Genomic DNA, 18,449 nt, shown 5'->3' with positions numbered 1-18,449 from the left:
ATCTACATTTCCTTTCGATAGCCATTTGGATGTTTTTGGTGCCAGCGCCAAGCATCTTGAATGATACGGTTTATCTCCGTTTTTTTAGGTTCCCATTTCAAGATAGTCTTCGCTTTTTCAGATGAAGCGATTAGTGTGCTAGGATCGCCAGCTCGTCGTTCACCAATTTTTGCAGGAATAGCATGGTTGGTCACTTCTCTAGCTGCTTGAATCATTTCTTTTACAGAAAAACCTTGGCTGCTGCCTAAATTAAAGATGTCACTAGCACTGCCACTTTGTAAATATTCAAGAGAAAGAATATGTGCATCTATTAAATCTTCGACATGAATGTAATCACGAATACATGTGCCATCTTCCGTTGGATAGTCTTCACCAAACACAGTAATATGTGGACGTTGCTCTAAGGCTACCTGTAAGATAATAGGAATGAGATGAGTCTCTGGTTGATGGTCTTCACCAATTACAGCTGTTGATCGCGCTCCAGCAACATTAAAATATCGTAATGATACATAACGTATACCATATGCAACTTCACACCACTTCATTAATTTTTCCATTGTTAGTTTTGTTTCCCCATAGGTGCTTGTTGGTAAAGTAGGCATTGTTTCTGTTATTGGAACAGACTCGGGTTCCCCGTAAGTAGCAGCCGAGGAAGAGAAGACAATTTTATCAATAGAAAACTCGTGCATTGCCTGCAATAATACTTGTGTACCATAAACATTATTATCGAAATACTTGAGTGGGTTCTCCATGGATTCACCAACTAAAGAATTAGCAGCGAAATGTAGGACTGCCTCAATATTTTCATTTGAAAAAACTTCACGTAAAAAGTCAATATCACGAATATCACCAGGGTAAAATGTTACGTCAGGATGTAGGGCCTCGCGATGCCCAGTTTCTAAATTATCAACCACAATAACCTTATGTCCTTGATCGATTAATTGATAGACCGCATGAGAACCAATAAATCCTGCTCCACCTAAAACCAATACTTGCATTTATAACACTCCTTCTGTTGTGATTTCCTTCGCACCATCTCCAATTGTTGCGAGGTAAAACGTTGCATCATAACCTATTTTTTCTTTATATATCGCATTGACATTTTCTTTAAAAGTATCCACCTCACTACGCGGTGTAATTGCAATGGCACAACCACCAAACCCTGCTCCTGTCATACGAGCTCCGATTACACCTGCTTGTTTCCAAGCAGCTTCAACAATTGTGTCTAGTTCAACGCCAGTTACTTCATAATCATATTGAAGAGAAATATGTGATTGGTTCATTAATTCACCAAACGCAACTAAATCTTCACTCTGTAACTTTGCTAATGCTTCTTTTGTTCGTTGATTTTCATACACAGCATGTTTTGCGCGTTGTTGATTTGTTTTGCTTTCAATTAAGTGTTTATGCTTTTCAAATTTCTCAATCGATAATTCGCCTAAACTTTTAATTTTTAATTCAGTTTGCAAATCTTTTAACGCTTGTTCGCATTGCGTCCGACGCTCATTATATTTGGATCCTGCAAGTTCGCGACGTTTATTTGTATTAATGATCATAATCACATAATCCTTTAAATCAACGGGCGCGTATTGGTAATCTAGTGTATTGCAATCGAGTAAGATGGCGTGACCTTGCTTGCCCATACCTATTGCAAATTGATCCATAATACCACTATTCACACCAATATAGTTGTTTTCTACTTTTTGGCCTAATTGTACCATGTGAATCCGATTGATACGTAGGTTAAATAAACTTTCTAATAAGACCCCAGTAACTAATTCGATTGAAGCCGAGGAAGATAATCCGGCACCATTTGGGATATTGCCAAAGTAGAGTACATCAAAGCCAGTCTCAATTGAAAATCCTTCATTGATTAAGCTAGCCAACATGCCTTTAGGGTAATTAGCCCAATCATCTTTCTGATTATAGGATAAATCACTTAATGTGGTTGTAATGATACCGCTCTCATCAAAGTTCATTGAATAGAAACGAACCTTAGAATCAGTTCGTTTTAAAGCTAAAGCGTAAGTTCCAAATGAAATAGAAGCAGGGAAGACATAGCCACCATTATAATCGGTATGTTCACCAATCAAGTTTATTCGACCTGGAGCAAAAAACAGGCGGGGTATTGCATCTGTTTGAAAAACACCTTGAAATTTAGATATTAATGTTGCAGTTTCCATAGTAATAAATCCTCCTTATTTAACTTAATTAAATTAATTTATTAACTATAATTATTATATGCTACTATTTTAAAATATTCAACTACAGATCTTAAATTCCTGAAAACTTTATATTCTATAAAACTAGTAAAGTACTAATATAGTAAAAAAGTCTCAAATGTAAATAAAAATTGACTGAAACTTAATAATTATTTACAAAATCCGTAAGATAACCTTACAAAAGTTTAATAATGTTCGGTTTTTATGTGTTACAATAGAAAATGTAAAATATAACAATAGGAGGAAACAGATGAAATTTTTATCATTAAAGAAGTTTAGTAGTTTGTTTTTAATCGCAATTCTAGTATTTTCGAATTTCTCGAGTTCGCTCATTCCAGTAGTGAGCGCGGCAGAAAACGAAGAAATGACACTTACAGTAGCGGAGGCTCTAGAACAAGAGCACGGAACAGAAGTGACATTGAAGGGCTACATAGTAGAGGGGTTTAACAACCCATATGCTGTTAAGCTGTCTGACTCAGCTACAGATACTACAACTACTATAGTTGTACAGTTACAAAGTGGTGATAGAGAAACTTTTAATCCTGAAAATAATCCGAACGCTTTAGGACAAGAAGTTCTGGTGACAGGTGAAAGAGATGTTTATTCGAATCTAGAGTCTATTGAATCTGTCTCTAGTATCGAGTTCACCGATCCCTCCGTACCAACTGGACCAACTGAACCAGAAGAGCCAACAGAAGTAACAGCTATTACGGATGTTCGCGATATGGCGGATGGTCAACTTGCAATGATAGAAGGTATTGTTCTTGCTAGTCCAAGTTCGATTGGGAATGGACAATATTCTACGTACATTCAAGATGATACAGGTGGGATTAACCTATTTGCTTATGACCAAGGTGATTTTCCTACTTTGGAAAAAGGAGATAAGGTTAAGGTTTCTGGAGAACTTGAAACGTATAATGGTTTAAAAGAAATTGTACCGACTAGCGTTGAAGTGATTGATAGTGGACAAGTGTTACCTGATCCAAAGTCAATTACGCTAGCAGATATGCAAGATAGTGCAATCGCAGAAGGATATGAAGGAGAATTAGTTCATATCAATGGTTATATTAGCAATATTCCAGACAGCCCAGCTGGTGGTGGTTATAATATTTCCTTAGTTGATGAAGACTTTAATAGTACAACCTTACGTGTGATGGAAGGTTCGCTAGATATTGCAGCAATAGAAGAAGGAAAATGGTATGATGTGACGGCAATTATGAGTCAATACACTTCTTATCAATTGATTCCGACTGAAGCGAGTGATATCAAACTTGCAGATGAACAACCAGAAGCACCAACTGCAGCAGGTGTTTATACATCAACAGTCATGTACGTATCTGATGGAGATACAATTCGACTTAACACGCCAGTACTCGGAGCAGATCGGGTTCGATTTGTAAATATTGACACACCTGAGACAAGTGTAGCAGGTGCGAACGGTGTAGATGAAGCAAATCAGAAGGAACATGGTTATGCCGCAACCGAAAACTTAAAACAGCTATTACCTGAAGGAAGTACCGTTACATTAAAAATTGGTGAAGAAGCAACAGATGCATACGGGCGTTTGCTAGCGCAAGTAATTAATGAAAAAGGCGTAAACACAAATTTAGAACAAGTTAAACAAGGTTACGCGGTTTCGTATTTTATTTGGCCAGTTGGTGATGAGAACGAATATGCAGAATATCAAGCAGCCACAAGAGAAGCATTAGATAATGAGTTAGGAATTTGGAATCCAGAAAGTCCACTAAAGGAACTTCCTTTTGAATATCGTGCAATAACAGAAGGTGGAGATTTCGGTAGATATGTTGGAAACTCTGATACCAAAGAGTATGTTGCACCATTAGAGTGGGCGGAAGTGCCAGTAGATAAACGTATTTTCTTTGCTAGTGTAGAAGAAGCAGAAGCTCAAGGATATACAGCGGTAGAAGATGAAGGATCAGAACCTGTCGATCCACCATCAGATGACATTTTGGAAATTCAATTATTAAGTATGAACGATCTTCATGGTAAAATTGATCAAGAATATGAGCTTGATATTGATGGAGATGGCGAGGTAGATGGTATGTATGGTCGTATGGATTATACATCAGCTTATATTAAAGATCGAGAGGAAGATAACGAGAACACCCTTATTGTTCATGCAGGGGATATGATTGGTGGAAGCTCACCAGTATCTGGTCTTTATCAAGACGAACCTACTGTTGAAATAATGGAGGAAATAGGTTTTGATTTTGGAACAGTTGGTAATCACGAATTTGATGAAGGAACAACTGAATTACTTCGAATGGTAAACGGTGGAGAACATCCTGATGGTTTAGGTACCGAAGACTATGATGGTATAGACTTTGACAATTTGTGTGCTAACTGTGTTTATAAAGACTCAGGAGAAACAATCTTAGATGCATATGCAATTCAAGAAATTGATGGAGAAGAAATTGGCTTTATTGGTGTTAATACACAGGCATCAGCAACTATGGTTATGCCTGCAGGAATAGAAGATATTGAATTTACGGACGAAACGGCGGCTGTTAATAAAGCAGCTGCAGAATTACAAGAGCAGGGTGTAGAAGCTATTGTGGTTTTAGCGCATATGCCAGCTGACCAAGATGGTGCGTCTGCTACAGGAGATGCAGCAGATTTAGCGAACAATGTGAATGATGCGGTTGATATTATATTTGCTGCTCATAATCATCAAGTGGTTGATGCAGTAGTAGATAATAAATTAATTGTTCAAGCATCTGAATATGGTAAAGCTTTTGCAGACGTAGATATCGAGATTGATAGAGAAACAGGAGATATTGTTACGAAAGAAGCAGAAATTGTATTTGTTGATCAAAGTAAAATGGAACCAGATGCAGCGGTAACAGAAATATTAGAAAAGTATGATGACTTAATTGCGGATAAAATGAATGAAGTATTAGGTTATAATGCGAATACAATGACAGGTAGTTATTCGAATGACGGTGACCATGGCTTGGGTAATTTAATTGCAGATGCAATGTTATATTCCATGGATAGTGACTTTTCTCTGATGAATGGTGGCGGTATTAGAGACCAATTATTAGCAGGAGAAGTGACATGGGGCAATTTATATAACGTCATGCCATTTGGTAATACGTTAATGAAGGTAGAAGTGACTGGTGCTGATATGTACGAGATTATAAATGAACAGTTATCTCCGCAATATGGACCAGATTACAGTGTTGGTGGAATGAAATATACATGGGATACTTCAACAAACGAAGCTATCGATATTATGTTTATGGATGGTACACCAATTGATGAAGATGAAACATATACTTTAACAGTAAATAATTATATGGGAACTTCAGAAGGGCCAATTAAAGATCTTGGTATGAATGTAGAAATGGGTCCAGTAGATTTAGACTCGTTTGTTGATTACGTCAAGAGTTTAGAAAGTACCGAAGCAAATCCAATTGATTACGCGGCAGAAGGACGTATTGTTGCAGTAGATAATGGATCAGATGAAGAATTAGGTGAAGTAACAATTGCGGAAGCAAGAAATGCAGAAGCTGGTACGGTTGTAACTGTAGAAGGTATTGTTACTACAACACCAGGTGCATGGGGAAGCAATGGCTTCTATATGCAAGATGAAACTGGTGGAACATATGTATATTATGGTGGCGATAGTGTTTCTATCGGGGATATTGTAACATTTACCGCTGAAGCTGCAAGTTACAGTGGAGAGTTCCAATTATCTAGTATAACTGGACTAGAAGTTATTGGAACAAATGATGTGCCGAACCCAATTGAATTATCACCAAGTGCAATTGATGATTCGAACCAAGGCGAATTGGTATCACTTAAAGGTGTAACGATATCAGGACTTGAAGAAGTGAACAGTTATGGAACATTTGAATTCACAGCTTCTAAAGGTGATGAGAGTATTCTTGTACGCGTCGATAATCGAACAGGCCTAGTATACGCCGATTTTGAATTTGAAGATGGCGATATAATTGATCTTACTGGTATTTCAAGTATTTTCAATGAGACATATCAATTGAAAGTAACTAGTCCTACAGATGTCAGCGAATATGTACCAGGTGAGGAAGAACCAACAGACCCAACAGATCCAGAGGAACCAACGGATCCTGAAGAACCAACAGAACCTGAGGAAGATCAAGCAGATGAAGCGGGCAACGTTACAACAAAACCAACTGTTACAGATGGAAAAGCAACTATTTCTGTTGATGCGGTTGAAAATGTTAAAGAAAAGGGTAAAGTGATCATTGAATTAAATGAAGAAGATGAAATCGAAGTAAGTTTGACAAGTGCTCAAATTGCAATGTTAAAAGCAAAAAATGTTTCGATCACAATTCAAACGAAACAAACAACTGCAACTATTCCAGCAAGCGTGTTTGGAGATGGTGACACAACAGTTGATGTAGTGGCAGTTGATAGTGTAATGGTAAATGGAGAAGCAGCAATTAGTGGGATTTTTGATTTTACTATAACATCTAATGGTGAAGTGATCTCTGAATTTGCAGAAGACGTTACATTACAATTTAATGTAGACGATGATAAAGTAAGTAATCCAGAAGATGTGAAATTGTATTATTACAACCCAGAAACCTCTGAATGGGAATTAATAGGTGGAACATATCAAGATGGTATGTTAACTGCAACAACGAATCACTTCAGTATATTTACTGTATTTGAAGTAGCGGCAGTTGATCCTGTTGATCCAACAGATCCGGAAGAACCAGAAGAGGAACCGATAGATCCAACAGAGCCAACTGATCCGGAAGAAGATGGTTCAGATAATGGTGAAAACGAAGGATCTGAAAACAATGACGATACCGATACAGGTGATATAGATGATACAGATGAAAGTGAAGAAACAGCTACTTCTAGTGATGACGACGAAACATCATTACCAGACACAGCGACAAGTATGTTCAACATGCTCCTAATGGGCGCGTTACTCCTATTAGCAGGCTTTGGATTTTATCTGTATCAAAAACGAAGAGTATTAGAATAATCTTTAAACCCGTTCATCGCATCATGATGAACGGGTTTATTTTTTGTTATTTATATAAATAGTTTGTTAAAGAGAATAGTGAAATTAGTGTTTAATTATGTTATTCTTTATTAAATATTTCGCGAAATTTGTCGAAGTAAATTTTAAAGGGTAAAGACAAAGAATTCACAGGTGGCGTTGTCTGAAGTAATAAAACAACAAGAAATTTCCTTAGCTAGAGGAAAAAAATTATTCCCAACACATCATGAAAACGCTTTACAATGAATGAAAGCTAACATCTAGGGAGGGTTCTAATGAATACGAGGCATCAGCAAATACTCAAAGAACTAATTAGAGAAAGTACTCCAGTGACAAGCGAACATATAGCTAGCTTAATTCAAGTTACATCAAGAACGATTCGAAATGATATTAAACTGTTGAATCAAATACTAGTGGATTCCGGAGCTAAGATTATATCAGAGCGGGGTCATGGCTTCCATCTAGATATTATTGAACAAGATAAATTCAAAAATTTTATACACAGTATGATAGAAATGGAAGAATCAGTTCCTGTCGAACCAGAAGATCGTGTTCACCATTTAGTAAAGAAATTTTTATTAAATCCTGATTATTCAAAGATTGAGGATCTTGCTGATGATTTATTTGTCAGTCGATCTACACTAAAAAATGATTTAAAGGATGTCAAAGTAATACTTAAAAAATATCACTTAGAGTTAATCAAGCGACCAAATTATGGTTTGAAACTACGAGGTGAGGAAAAGCATATTCGCTATTGTATTGCTGAAGTATTATTTAGCCGAACAGAAATTACAGCTAGGGAGAATACAGACAAACATTGGTTACTTCCCAATGAGCAGATGGATGAAATTTGTTTAACTGTTTTAAAGCGTTTAAAGGAATTTCAACTTAATTTATCAGATATAGCTTTGGATAATCTGGTAGTGCATATTGCAATTGCCTGTCGACGTATTAAAAGTGAACAGTATATAGAGTTAGTGAATTATGATGAAAAAGATCCAGAAAACAAAAAGGAATATCAGGTGGCTCAAATGATCATAAGGGACGTTGAATTGATTGTACAGTCAACATTTCCAGTAGTAGAGATTTCCTACGTTGCCATGCATTTATTAGGTACAAAACTGTTTTTAGATAAGAGTCAATCGAATATAGCTAGTAATTTTGATCAATCAATTTTACAAACAGTTGATCGTTTGGTATGTGAAGTAGATGCACAAATGCAATTAGGTATTGTTGCAGATAGAGAATTATATGCAGGTATTGCGATTCATTTAAAACCTGCAATTCACCGTTATAAGCATCATATGAATATTCGAAACCCAATGCTTGAAGCAATAAAAGTTAACTATCCATTAGCGTTTGAAGCGGGTGTTATAGCTAGTAAAGTTATCGAGCGAGAACATAATATAAAAATTGATGAAAATGAGATCGGATATATTGCGCTTCATTTTGGTGCTGCAATTGAACGAACAAAATTAAAAACCAAACCAAAGAGATGTTTAATTGTCTGTACCACTGGAAGAGGTAGCTCACAATTATTATTCTATAAAATGCGTGCTAAATTTGGTAATCAGTTAACGATCATCGGTGTAACAGAGCTACACAGTTTACCGAAATATAGTGAAGAGGACATTGATTTTATTGTAAGTACTGTAACACTCCCTGACTCCATTAAGATTCCATATGTAGTTGTTAGTACGCTTTTAGGTGATGTGGAATTGGATAAAATTACACAAGTTGTAGAGAACAGAAACATGTCCCTTATTGATAAATATTTAGATCCTAATTTAATCTATTTACAGTTATCTTGTTCTAGCCCAATAGATGTAATTACTTTTTTAGGCAATGAATTGGTTAAGCAAGGTCGGACTGAAGAAGGGATTATAGCTTCTATTATGGAACGGGAAAATGCTGCTTCAACAAGCTATGGTAATCTGGTGGCAATCCCACACCCAATGAATCCGAAGTCAGATCAGACATTTTGGACGCTAGCCACACTAGAGAGACCGATTGATTGGGGTGGGAGCATGGTGCAATTTGTTTGTCTCCTCCATGTTGCAGATGTGAATCAAGAAAAATTAGAACCAATGTATAAAAGCTTAATTCAGTTTGTTGATAACCGTGAAATAATAAAACAGTTAATCAATTGTGAAAATAAACAAGAAGTGCTAGAGATATTAAGAAGAATGTAGACATTAACGTCGCATTCTTTTTATTTTTGCTAAGAAAGTAACAATATAGCTCTTTGTTTAGGTTCTTATTATTACTCTGGTCATTATATTCCGTTGGAAAAGGAAAAAGATTAACTTTAGGTGAAAGCGCTTTACATATAAGATGAACTTAAGAAAGAAAAAGAAAAGCAACAATAAAAGGGAGGGCTTCCGATTGGATAATCAAGAGATAATCATGGGAATAATCGTTAACGGAGGAAATGCACGAAGTAATGCAATGCGAGCAATTGCTGCCGCAAAACAAGGAAACTTTGAAGAAGCGAATCAATTCATGGAGACATCAAGTGAAGATTTAAATAAAGCACATCGAATACAAACAGATTTAATTCAAGCAGAAGCGCGTGGTGATAAAGCAGAAATTTCACTATTGATGATCCACGCACAAGATCATTTGATGAATGCAATGACACTAAAAGATTTAGCTGTAGAAATGATCGATATGCATGAAAAAATCAGTAAATTATAAAAAACAAAAACAGGAGGAATAAAAAATGAAAAATATCTTATTAGTATGTGCAGCAGGTATGTCAACAAGTATGTTGGTAAGCAAAATGGAAAAGGCAGCAACAAGTAAAGGTGAAGAGGTGAAAATCACGGCAACATCAGGTGGAGATATTAAGAAACACATTGAAGCTGCGAATGTATTACTTCTAGGACCACAAGTTTCTTATCTCAAAGATGATTATGAAAAGCAATATGGTGGTGCAGATGGCATACCTGTAGAAGTAATAAACAGTCTTGATTACGGCATGATGAATGGTGAAAAAGTCTTAGATTGGGCTTTTGAATTAATTGATTCAAAATAAGTAGATTATCTTTTAATAGGAGGGTTTAACGTGAGTGAGAAAACGCAAAAATTTCAAATGAAAATTCAACGAGTATCTGGAAAAATTTCTGAGAATAAGTATTTGAAGGCAGTTTCTAATGGTTTAATGTCTACGTTACCAGTTATGATTATCGGTGCTTTATCGACACTTTTGGGTAGTTTAAATTTTGAAGCATATCAAAATTTCATCCAATCAACAGGTTTAAAAGGTCTTTTTAGCTCTTTAAGTACAATGACATTAGGTTTGGTCGCAGTTTATGCAGTATTTTTAATCGCATTTAAACTAGCAGAAGTTTTTGGACAAGATAGTATAGGCGCCGCTGGTGCTGGATTAATTTCTCTAATGAGTTTCATGGTATTACTGCCAACTATTCAAACAGAAGATATAAGTGCTATCCCATTTCAATTTTTAGGTGCGCAAGGATTGTTTGTTTCAATTATTGTAGGACTCATAGCAACACGTATCTATTTAATATTTATTGCAAAAGAATGGGTCATTAAGTTACCAGATGGTGTTCCACCAACGGTAGCTAGAACGTTCTCAAATTTGACTCCAGCAATAGTTATTGTTGTAGGTTTCGGTGTGATAGGTTCATTATTTTCACTAACTGATTATGGAAGTATATACCAGTTCGTTTATACGTTAATTCAATCTCCTTTACAAAACATTGGAGGAACTTTACCAGCACTAATTCTAGTCGTTTTTATACAACAAGTACTTTGGTTCTTTGGTATTCATGGCAGACTAGTAGTAAATCCAATCTTTTTAACTGTATGGCTACCTCTTGGTGTGGAAAACTTAGATGCCATCAGTGCTGGTCTTGAACCAACTAATATTGTGCATACTGGTTTTTATGCAGTGTTAATTGGTATTGGTGGAGCAGGTGCAACTTTAGCTTTGGCTCTTTTAATGACTTTTATGTCCAAAAGTAAACAGTATAAAACATTAGGAAAGTTATCTTTACCTGGAACAATCTTTGGTATTAATGAACCAATAATATTTGGTACACCGATTGTATTAAACCCAATGATGTTTATTCCATTCGTTTTCACACCTTTAATTTTGGGTAGTATATCATATTTCTTGCTTTCTATAGGTGTATTCCCAATTCTTAATGGTACGCATATCCCTGTTGGAACTCCAATAATAATGAATGCTCTTTTACAAGGGTCAGTGGTTATAATAATACTTCAATTTATTAATATTGCTATCGCTGGATTAATCTATTATCCATTCTTTAAAATGATAGATAAAACTGCAGTTGAAAATGAGTCAGATAGTGCAGAATAAATTTAAGGAGGAGGGAATAGAAAAGATGGGGAGTGAAAACTCCTCTCTTTTTTAAAATATGAATAAAAAGAAAAATGTAGTAATGATTGTAGCAGATCAATGGCGAGCTGATTCAGTAGGATATGATGGAAACAATGCCGTGCATACGCCAGAAATTGACGGACTTGCCAAAGAAGGTGTTTCATTTTCGAATACATTTTGTCAAAATCCAGTATGTGTACCTAGTAGATCTTCATTTATGACAGGATGGTATCCACATACTAAAGGTCAGAGAACTATGCATAATTTAATGGATGATAAAGAACCCAATATTTTAAAAACATTAAAGAACTCAGGTTATCATGTCTACTGGGGAGGGCGTAATGATTTTCTAAAAACAGATTCAGATGTGCATCAACTTTGTTCGACAAGGGATGATCAATTCGCTGAAAAGATGAAACAAATACGTTTAAAAAAAGAACGCCAACAAAAAGAAGCGAATAAAAATATTGAAGAAAAAGAAGTCTATACACATGCAAAAGGTGTGAGTGAAAAGGTTCATCACCCAGAAGAAGAGCAATTTAAACATGCCAAAGAATTTCTTGAAAATAAAGAATATGGTGATGACCCATTCTGCATGTATCTAGCACTTGCGTTACCGCATCCACCATATCAAATTGATGCTAAGTGGTTTGATATGTTTGATGAGAGCGATATTCCTGATCCTATTAAGTTATCAGAGGAAGAATGGAGCAAAAAGCCAAGTTTAATACAAGGAATATATAAAAATCAAAAACTATACAATTTGTCAGATGAGGAATTAAAGAAAATCAAACAGATCTACTATGCTATGGGGACTAAATTAGACGATTATATTGGCGATCTAATTAAAACGTTGAAAGATCAGGGGTTATACGACGATACTATTTTTGTATTCTTTAGTGATCATGGTGATTATACGGGAGACTACCAAATGGTAGAGAAAACACAAAATACGTTTGAGGATTGCCTTACAAGAGTTCCATTAGTAATTAAACCAGCAAAAGGTATGGAATTTAAACCTCGAAATTCGGATGCTTTAGTCGAACTGATTGATGTTCAGGCTACCATAATGGATTTATTGGATATAGAACCAGCTCATACACAGTTTGGGAAATCGCTAAGATCTGTCCTTCAAGGTGAAAACGAGCATAGAGATGTTGTATTCTGTGAGGGTGGTCGTTTAGAAGGGGAAAGTCATGCTATGGATGCTGGACATACACCGGATAACGAGTACTGGCCTAGAACTACTGAACAAGAAAAAATACCGCAACATACTAAAGCAATGATGCTTAGAGATAAAGATTATAAGTATGTTTATCGATTATATGAAGAAGATGAATTTTATGATCTAAAAGCGGATCCAAACGAGAAAAATAATCAAATTGATAATACAGCATTTAATGAAAAAGTAAAAGAATACAAAAACAGAATGCTTCAACATTTCTTTGAAACTGGTGATGTTGTGCCTTTTAAACAAGATAAACGATTTTAGAATAAAAATAAGGTGCATTTTCTACTGATGCACCTTATTTTGCTTAATTAGGGAAGCTACCATAGATAATCGGATGCAGTCGATAGCAAGAAATAGTAAACCAAAGATATTAATGAAAGGTATCTTAAGGTACGAAAATGAGGAGGATATAAGCATGCCATTAAATAAAGATTTCTTATGGGGCGGTGCAATAGCTGCTAACCAAGCAGAAGGTGCATATAAAGAAGATGGAAAAGGTATGGCTTTGGTTGATGTCTTACCAGCAGGGCAAGAACGAAGAGAGGCTCTGTTTAATCCAGAGGTTGCATTAAATACAGAATATAATTATTACCCGAGTCATGACTCTATTGATTTCTATCATAATTATAAAGCAGATATTAAACTTTTTGCGGAGATGGGTTTTAAAGTATTCCGGACATCAATTTCTTGGCCACGGATATTTCCTAATGGTGATGAAACAGAACCGAACCAAAAAGGTCTAGAATTCTATGATAATTTATTTGATGAATGTAAGAAATATGATATCGAACCATTAGTAACTTTAAATCACTTTGATACACCACTGTATCTTATTGAAGAGTATGGTGGGTGGAGAAATCGCAAATTGGTTGATTTCTATGAACGATACGCAAAAGTTGTCCTTAATCGGTATAAAAACAAGGTTAAGTATTGGTTGACATTTAATGAAATTAATATGCTCCTACACATCCCGTTTTTTGGTGGTGGTCTTGTTATTAGAGAGGATGAAAACGCTGATCAAGTCAAGTATCAAGCCGCACATCATCAATTAGTTGCAAGTAGTTTAGCTACTAAAGCAGCGAAAGAAATTAATGGCGAAGATTTCATGATAGGGTGTATGTTAGCTGCTGCTGAAATCTATCCCTATACATGTCATCCAGATGACTTACTAAAATCAGTTAAAGAAAATCAAAAGCAATACTTTTTTATTGATGTTCAATCAAGAGGTGAATATCCTTCTTATGCAAATCGATTGTTTAGAGAATTAGATGTAGAAATTGAGATGGAACCAGAAGATAAAGTACTGTTAAAAACATACCCTGTTGATTTCATTTCTTTTTCTTATTATTCTTCTCGATTAACAAGTGCAGATCCGGAAGTGAATAAACAAGGAACATCTGGTAATGCCTTTAAATCATTAAAAAATCCATATTTAAAAGCCTCTGATTGGGGTTGGCAAATTGACCCAGTTGGATTAAGGGTAACGATGAATCAAATGTATGATCGATATCAAAAGCCATTGTTTATTGTGGAAAATGGCCTTGGTGCTGTCGATGAATTAACGGAACACAATACAGTAGACGATGATTATCGAATTGAATATATGCGTGAACATTTGAAGGAAATGATAGAAGCTGTAGATGATGGGGTCGATTTACTTGGTTACACTTCATGGGGATGTATTGACATAGTAAGTGCTGGAACCGGTGAAATGAGAAAACGTTATGGTTTCATTTATGTTGACCTAGATAATGAAGGGAACGGGACAGGTAAACGATATAAAAAGAAATCGTTTAATTGGTATAAAAAAGTAATAGAATCAAATGGTGAAACTTTATAATAACGCTTGAAGAGTCTGTCAAAGAGGTGACAGACTCTTCTGCATCTAATTTACCATTAGAAAAGTCATTGCAAAGACTGCGGAGTGTTAAAATTCGTATTAGATAGAAACTGCGACGTAGTAGAACTTTCTTACCCGCTATGTCAGCAAAAGGTCTCGCTTTTCGTGGGCACAAACCTTTTACTTCCTTCGCTGGATAGCGTATATTTTCGACTTGTAATTAATTTATGCTCTGCTAATATTACAATGTACTAAACTAGCGTATCAAGTGAAATTGACGACACTCCTGCAGGAACAGCAAATGTTTTCGATGGGATGAGTAATCGCAATCCCACGGGCTGAAGATCCACTTGGAAGCGTTCTTTGCTTCCTAGTTAGCTGAAGCCGTGCCTGCGGAAAGGGAGTCGATTTCGCTTGAGAAGCGGGGCATAAAATTCTGTTATGTCGTAGTTGATGACAATTACGTCGCAGTATTTTTATTTGTTTTAAAGACAAGGGTCTTTTTCTAACTTTTCGAAAAACAATGTGATATACTGGATGAAAACAATTCTCAATTAATAGGGGGGAGAAAGCATGCAATTATCTGAATTGATCAAAGAAAGACGCTCGATCCAATTATATGAAGACCGTCCAGTGGACATTGAGCAATTAAAGGGTATGTTAGATACTGCAATTTGGGTGCCAAATCACAAAATGACTGAACCATGGAGATTTGTAATTGTTCATGGTGATTCGATTGAAAAAGTTGCAGAATTAAATCGTAAGTTCTCTGCAACAGGAAGTTCAGAGGAAGCTAAAAAACAAAGTGGAGAAAAGGCTTATAAAAAGATAAAGGACGTACCAGTTTTATTAATGGTGATCATGGATGAAAATCCAGATGCAAAACTTAGAGAAGAAGATTATGCCGCAACAAGTTGTCTCATTCAAAACTTTAGTCTACTAGCTTGGGAACAAGGAATAGGGATGATTTGGAAAACTGGTGCATTGACTACGCAAGCAAATTTCCGTGAATTGATTGGGGTAAAACGTGGAGAGAAAGTTGTGGGAATGCTTCAAATCGGTTATCCAGCAAAAGTACCGAAAGCAAGACCAAGAACAGATGTACAAGAGAGAATTGAAGAGTTAAATTAACTTATTTAGATGGATCTACAATTGTAGATCCATCTTTTTTTACGAAAAAAAGATGTTTACTATACTAGTAAACATCAAAAAAGGGGCTATTACTTCGTGAGAAAGCTACAAGTGATAGTTATGCTTTCTTTGAACACTTTAATTATATCAAATCTATAATAATCTAGTATGAAGAACAAGTTAAAAGAATGTAAATTTTTACATGAATATAGGAACGTCATGTTTTTATTCTGAAACAAATTCCTAAATGAAAAACAAGTGCCAATCTTACCGTGTAATTCCTATTTACCAAAGAAATCGTTTATGATAAACAAAGAGTAAAATGATATAAGGAGGATAATGATGGAACATAAAAATTATAAAGCATTTCCAAACAATTTTCTATGGGGTTCAGCTTCCGCTGCATATCAAATAGAAGGCGCTTGGGAACAGGATGGTAAAGGCCCATCTGTTTGGGATACTTATACAAAACAAGAGGGAACAACATATAAAGGAACAAATGGTGATGTAGCGGTTGATCATTATAATCGCTATAAAGAAGATGTGAAATTAATGGCGGAGATGGGTTTGAAAGCATACCGTTTTTCTATCGCGTGGAGCCGTATTTTTCCTGAAGGAAGCGGAGAAATTAATGAAGCAGGTTTAAAATTTTACGATGATTTAGTTGATGAATTGATTAAGAATAATATTGAACCGCTTATTACAGTTTATCATTGGGACGTACCTCAAGCGTTAATGGATAAGTACGGGGCATGGGAGTCACGAGAAATCATTGAAGATTTTGATCTATATTGCCAAACACTATTTAATCGATATGGAGACCGTGTGAAATACTGGGTCACGCTTAATGAACAAAATATTTTTGTTGGACTTGGCTATCGATCTGGTGTTCACCCTCCTGGCGTTAAAGATTTAAAGCGAATGTATGAGGCTAATCATATTGCAAACTTGGCAAATGCTAAAGTGATTCAATCATTTCGTAAAATAGTTAAGGATGGAAAGATTGGACCAAGCTTTGCTTATTCTCCTGTTTATCCATACAATAGTGATCCTAAAAATATTCTTGCTGCTGAGAATGCGGAGGAATTTAACAGCCATTGGTGGATGGACATTTATGTCTGGGGCAAGTATCCAGAAGCAACGTGGAACTATCTAGAGGATAATGGTTTGGCTCCTACTATTGAAGATGGGGATATGGCACTACTTGCTGATGCAAAACCTGATTTCATGGGTTTAAACTATTATCAAACAACGACTGTAGAATTTAACCCACTTGATGGTGTTGGGGAAGCTAAGATGAACACATCAGGCAAAAAGGGTTCTTCACAAGACTCTGGTGTACCAGGACTATTTAAAACGATTACGAATCCTTTCTTAGGAACAACTGATTGGGATTGGACAATTGATCCGCGTGGATTACGAATTGCTTTACGTAGAATAGCAAATCGTTATCAGCTTCCGGTTTTAATTACGGAAAATGGATTAGGTGCATTTGACGATTTAGAAGCAGATGACAGTATTAATGACGATTATCGAATTGATTTCTTAGAAACACATGTAGAGGAAATTCAAGGTGCTATCAGTGATGGTGTTGATGTACTTGGATATTGTACATGGTCATTCACTGACTTACTTAGTTGGTTAAATGGTTATCAAAAACGATATGGTTTTGTATACGTTGATCGTGACGAAGAAGGACCAAAAGATTTGCGACGATTGAAGAAAAAAAGTTATTTTTGGTATCAAGCGGTTATTAAAGCAAATGGCTTAGTGAATCGCAAATAGGTCAATAAAAAACGAAAGTCTACTAGACTTTCGTTTTTTATTTTAAATAATTATTTTTGTTTGGAACCCATCTCTTGATAGGTTGTTTTAGCTAAGCGCTCAAGTAAATAAATAACTGGAATTTGTGTTGTTAAATTTGTGTCACCTAAAAATTCTGCACTAGCGTAGTAAGCTAGATTGTAATTTGACATTTTTGCTAAAGAGCTATCGGCTTTATTAGTAAGACTTACAATAATACTGCCTTCTTGCTTGAACTGATTGACTTGAGACAAGGTTGCTCTTGATTCTCCTGAAACTGATAGTACAATCGTAATGCTATCTTCTAAATATTGTCCGTGAATTGGTAAGTACGGATCTTTAATATATAAAGAAAATTTCTTTAAGCCAGAAAAATAGCGTGATCCATATTCAGCTAAAATACCAGAGCTACCAACACCAATAAAGACAACGTGTTTTGCCTTCGCTATAACTTGAGCAATCTCTGTGATTTTTAGTTCAAAATCATGGGTGAGTGTCCGCTCTAGAAATTCTGTTAGACTACTTTCTCCATCTATTAATGTAGGAGTATCCGCTTGTTGTTCTAGGTGCATTTTTAATTTTATTTTAAATTCAGAAAAACCATTACAATCAACCTTTTTGCAGAAACGTAAAATAGTTGTTGTGGATACGTGTGTTTCTATCGCTAGATCTCGAATTCGCATATAGATTACTTTATCGATGTGATTGATAACATAGTTGTATAGGTTATATTCTAAGTCGGAGAATGTGGCTATTTGTTCGCTTGTAAACATAATTCATCTCCTTTTGTGATCATTAATATTATGAGTAATAGTATATCATTTATTTCTCCT

Annotated in this window: 12 protein-coding genes and 1 pseudogene; 10 read left to right on the top strand and 3 right to left on the bottom strand. The window is 35.6% G+C overall.

Annotated features, from left to right (window positions below; genetic code table 11):
- Window positions 1–2: 2 nt before the first annotated feature.
- The gene (gene galE, locus DM447_RS16645) at window positions 3–998 is read right to left on the bottom strand and encodes a UDP-glucose 4-epimerase GalE (RefSeq protein ID WP_112182308.1); all 996 of its coding nucleotides are present in this window, start codon (window positions 996–998) and stop codon (window positions 3–5) included.
- Complete coding sequence (locus DM447_RS16640; protein ID WP_112182307.1) at window positions 999–2,183, bottom strand: galactokinase; 1,185 nt, start codon at window positions 2,181–2,183, stop codon at window positions 999–1,001. It lies immediately after the preceding gene.
- A 289-nt stretch (window positions 2,184–2,472) separates the two neighbouring features.
- On the opposite strand from DM447_RS16640, the pseudogene DM447_RS16635 reads away from it, so the two are divergent.
- The 10 genes and pseudogenes from DM447_RS16635 to DM447_RS16595 all read left to right on the top strand — a co-directional run.
- Window positions 2,473–5,634 (top strand): annotated as a pseudogene (locus DM447_RS16635) (5'-nucleotidase C-terminal domain-containing protein); the annotation flags it as partial.
- A 192-nt stretch (window positions 5,635–5,826) separates the two neighbouring features.
- Window positions 5,827–7,224: an LPXTG cell wall anchor domain-containing protein gene (locus DM447_RS18920; protein WP_479684905.1), complete on the top strand. Its 1,398-nt coding sequence runs from the start codon at window positions 5,827–5,829 to the stop codon at window positions 7,222–7,224.
- A gap of 293 nt (window positions 7,225–7,517) precedes the next feature.
- Window positions 7,518–9,434: a BglG family transcription antiterminator gene (locus DM447_RS16630; RefSeq protein WP_112182305.1), complete on the top strand. Its 1,917-nt coding sequence runs from the start codon at window positions 7,518–7,520 to the stop codon at window positions 9,432–9,434.
- Window positions 9,435–9,627: 193 nt separating this feature from the next.
- Entirely contained in the window at window positions 9,628–9,939 is a 312-nt protein-coding gene (locus tag DM447_RS16625) for a PTS lactose/cellobiose transporter subunit IIA (RefSeq protein WP_112182304.1), read from the top strand.
- A gap of 25 nt (window positions 9,940–9,964) precedes the next feature.
- The gene (locus DM447_RS16620) at window positions 9,965–10,279 is read left to right on the top strand and encodes a PTS sugar transporter subunit IIB (protein ID WP_112182303.1); all 315 of its coding nucleotides are present in this window, start codon (window positions 9,965–9,967) and stop codon (window positions 10,277–10,279) included.
- Window positions 10,280–10,309: 30 nt separating this feature from the next.
- Window positions 10,310–11,590 carry a PTS sugar transporter subunit IIC gene (locus DM447_RS16615; protein WP_112182302.1) on the top strand — a complete coding sequence of 427 codons (1,281 nt, stop codon included), beginning with the start codon at window positions 10,310–10,312 and terminating at the stop codon, window positions 11,588–11,590.
- Between the two features lie 58 nt (window positions 11,591–11,648).
- Complete coding sequence (locus tag DM447_RS16610; protein ID WP_112182301.1) at window positions 11,649–13,103, top strand: sulfatase family protein; 1,455 nt, start codon at window positions 11,649–11,651, stop codon at window positions 13,101–13,103.
- Between the two features lie 154 nt (window positions 13,104–13,257).
- Complete coding sequence (locus DM447_RS16605) at window positions 13,258–14,682, top strand: 6-phospho-beta-glucosidase (protein WP_112182300.1); 1,425 nt, start codon at window positions 13,258–13,260, stop codon at window positions 14,680–14,682.
- A 573-nt stretch (window positions 14,683–15,255) separates the two neighbouring features.
- Window positions 15,256–15,813 carry a nitroreductase family protein gene (locus DM447_RS16600; RefSeq protein ID WP_112182299.1) on the top strand — a complete coding sequence of 186 codons (558 nt, stop codon included), beginning with the start codon at window positions 15,256–15,258 and terminating at the stop codon, window positions 15,811–15,813.
- Window positions 15,814–16,155: 342 nt separating this feature from the next.
- Window positions 16,156–17,598, top strand: coding sequence for a glycoside hydrolase family 1 protein (locus DM447_RS16595; RefSeq protein WP_112182298.1), 1,443 nt, complete (start codon window positions 16,156–16,158; stop codon window positions 17,596–17,598).
- 50 nt (window positions 17,599–17,648) lie between these two features.
- Here the strand turns inward: DM447_RS16595 and DM447_RS16590 are convergent, their stop codons facing one another.
- Window positions 17,649–18,389, bottom strand: coding sequence for a MurR/RpiR family transcriptional regulator (locus tag DM447_RS16590; protein WP_112182297.1), 741 nt, complete (start codon window positions 18,387–18,389; stop codon window positions 17,649–17,651).
- Window positions 18,390–18,449 lie beyond the last annotated feature (60 nt).

The organism is Paraliobacillus zengyii, from assembly GCF_003268595.1.
GTDB lineage: Bacteria > Bacillota > Bacilli > Bacillales > Amphibacillaceae > Paraliobacillus_A > Paraliobacillus_A zengyii.
The sequence above is the reverse complement of the archived record's forward strand: the minus strand, read 5'-3'. Positions and strand labels throughout refer to the sequence as shown.

What these genes read in the sequence shown, in the direction of transcription:
- galE (WP_112182308.1), bottom strand. Translation starts at nt 998, where the DNA reads ATGCAAGTATTGGTTTTAGGTGGAGCAGGATTTATTGGTTCTCATGCG.
- DM447_RS16640 (WP_112182307.1), bottom strand. Translation starts at nt 2,183, where the DNA reads ATGGAAACTGCAACATTAATATCTAAATTTCAAGGTGTTTTTCAAACA.
- DM447_RS18920 (WP_479684905.1), top strand. Translation starts at nt 5,827, where the DNA reads ATGCAAGATGAAACTGGTGGAACATATGTATATTATGGTGGCGATAGT.
- DM447_RS16630 (WP_112182305.1), top strand. Translation starts at nt 7,518, where the DNA reads ATGAATACGAGGCATCAGCAAATACTCAAAGAACTAATTAGAGAAAGT.
- DM447_RS16620 (WP_112182303.1), top strand. Translation starts at nt 9,965, where the DNA reads ATGAAAAATATCTTATTAGTATGTGCAGCAGGTATGTCAACAAGTATG.
- DM447_RS16610 (WP_112182301.1), top strand. Translation starts at nt 11,649, where the DNA reads ATGAATAAAAAGAAAAATGTAGTAATGATTGTAGCAGATCAATGGCGA.
- DM447_RS16605 (WP_112182300.1), top strand. Translation starts at nt 13,258, where the DNA reads ATGCCATTAAATAAAGATTTCTTATGGGGCGGTGCAATAGCTGCTAAC.
- DM447_RS16600 (WP_112182299.1), top strand. Translation starts at nt 15,256, where the DNA reads ATGCAATTATCTGAATTGATCAAAGAAAGACGCTCGATCCAATTATAT.
- DM447_RS16595 (WP_112182298.1), top strand. Translation starts at nt 16,156, where the DNA reads ATGGAACATAAAAATTATAAAGCATTTCCAAACAATTTTCTATGGGGT.
- DM447_RS16590 (WP_112182297.1), bottom strand. Translation starts at nt 18,389, where the DNA reads ATGTTTACAAGCGAACAAATAGCCACATTCTCCGACTTAGAATATAAC.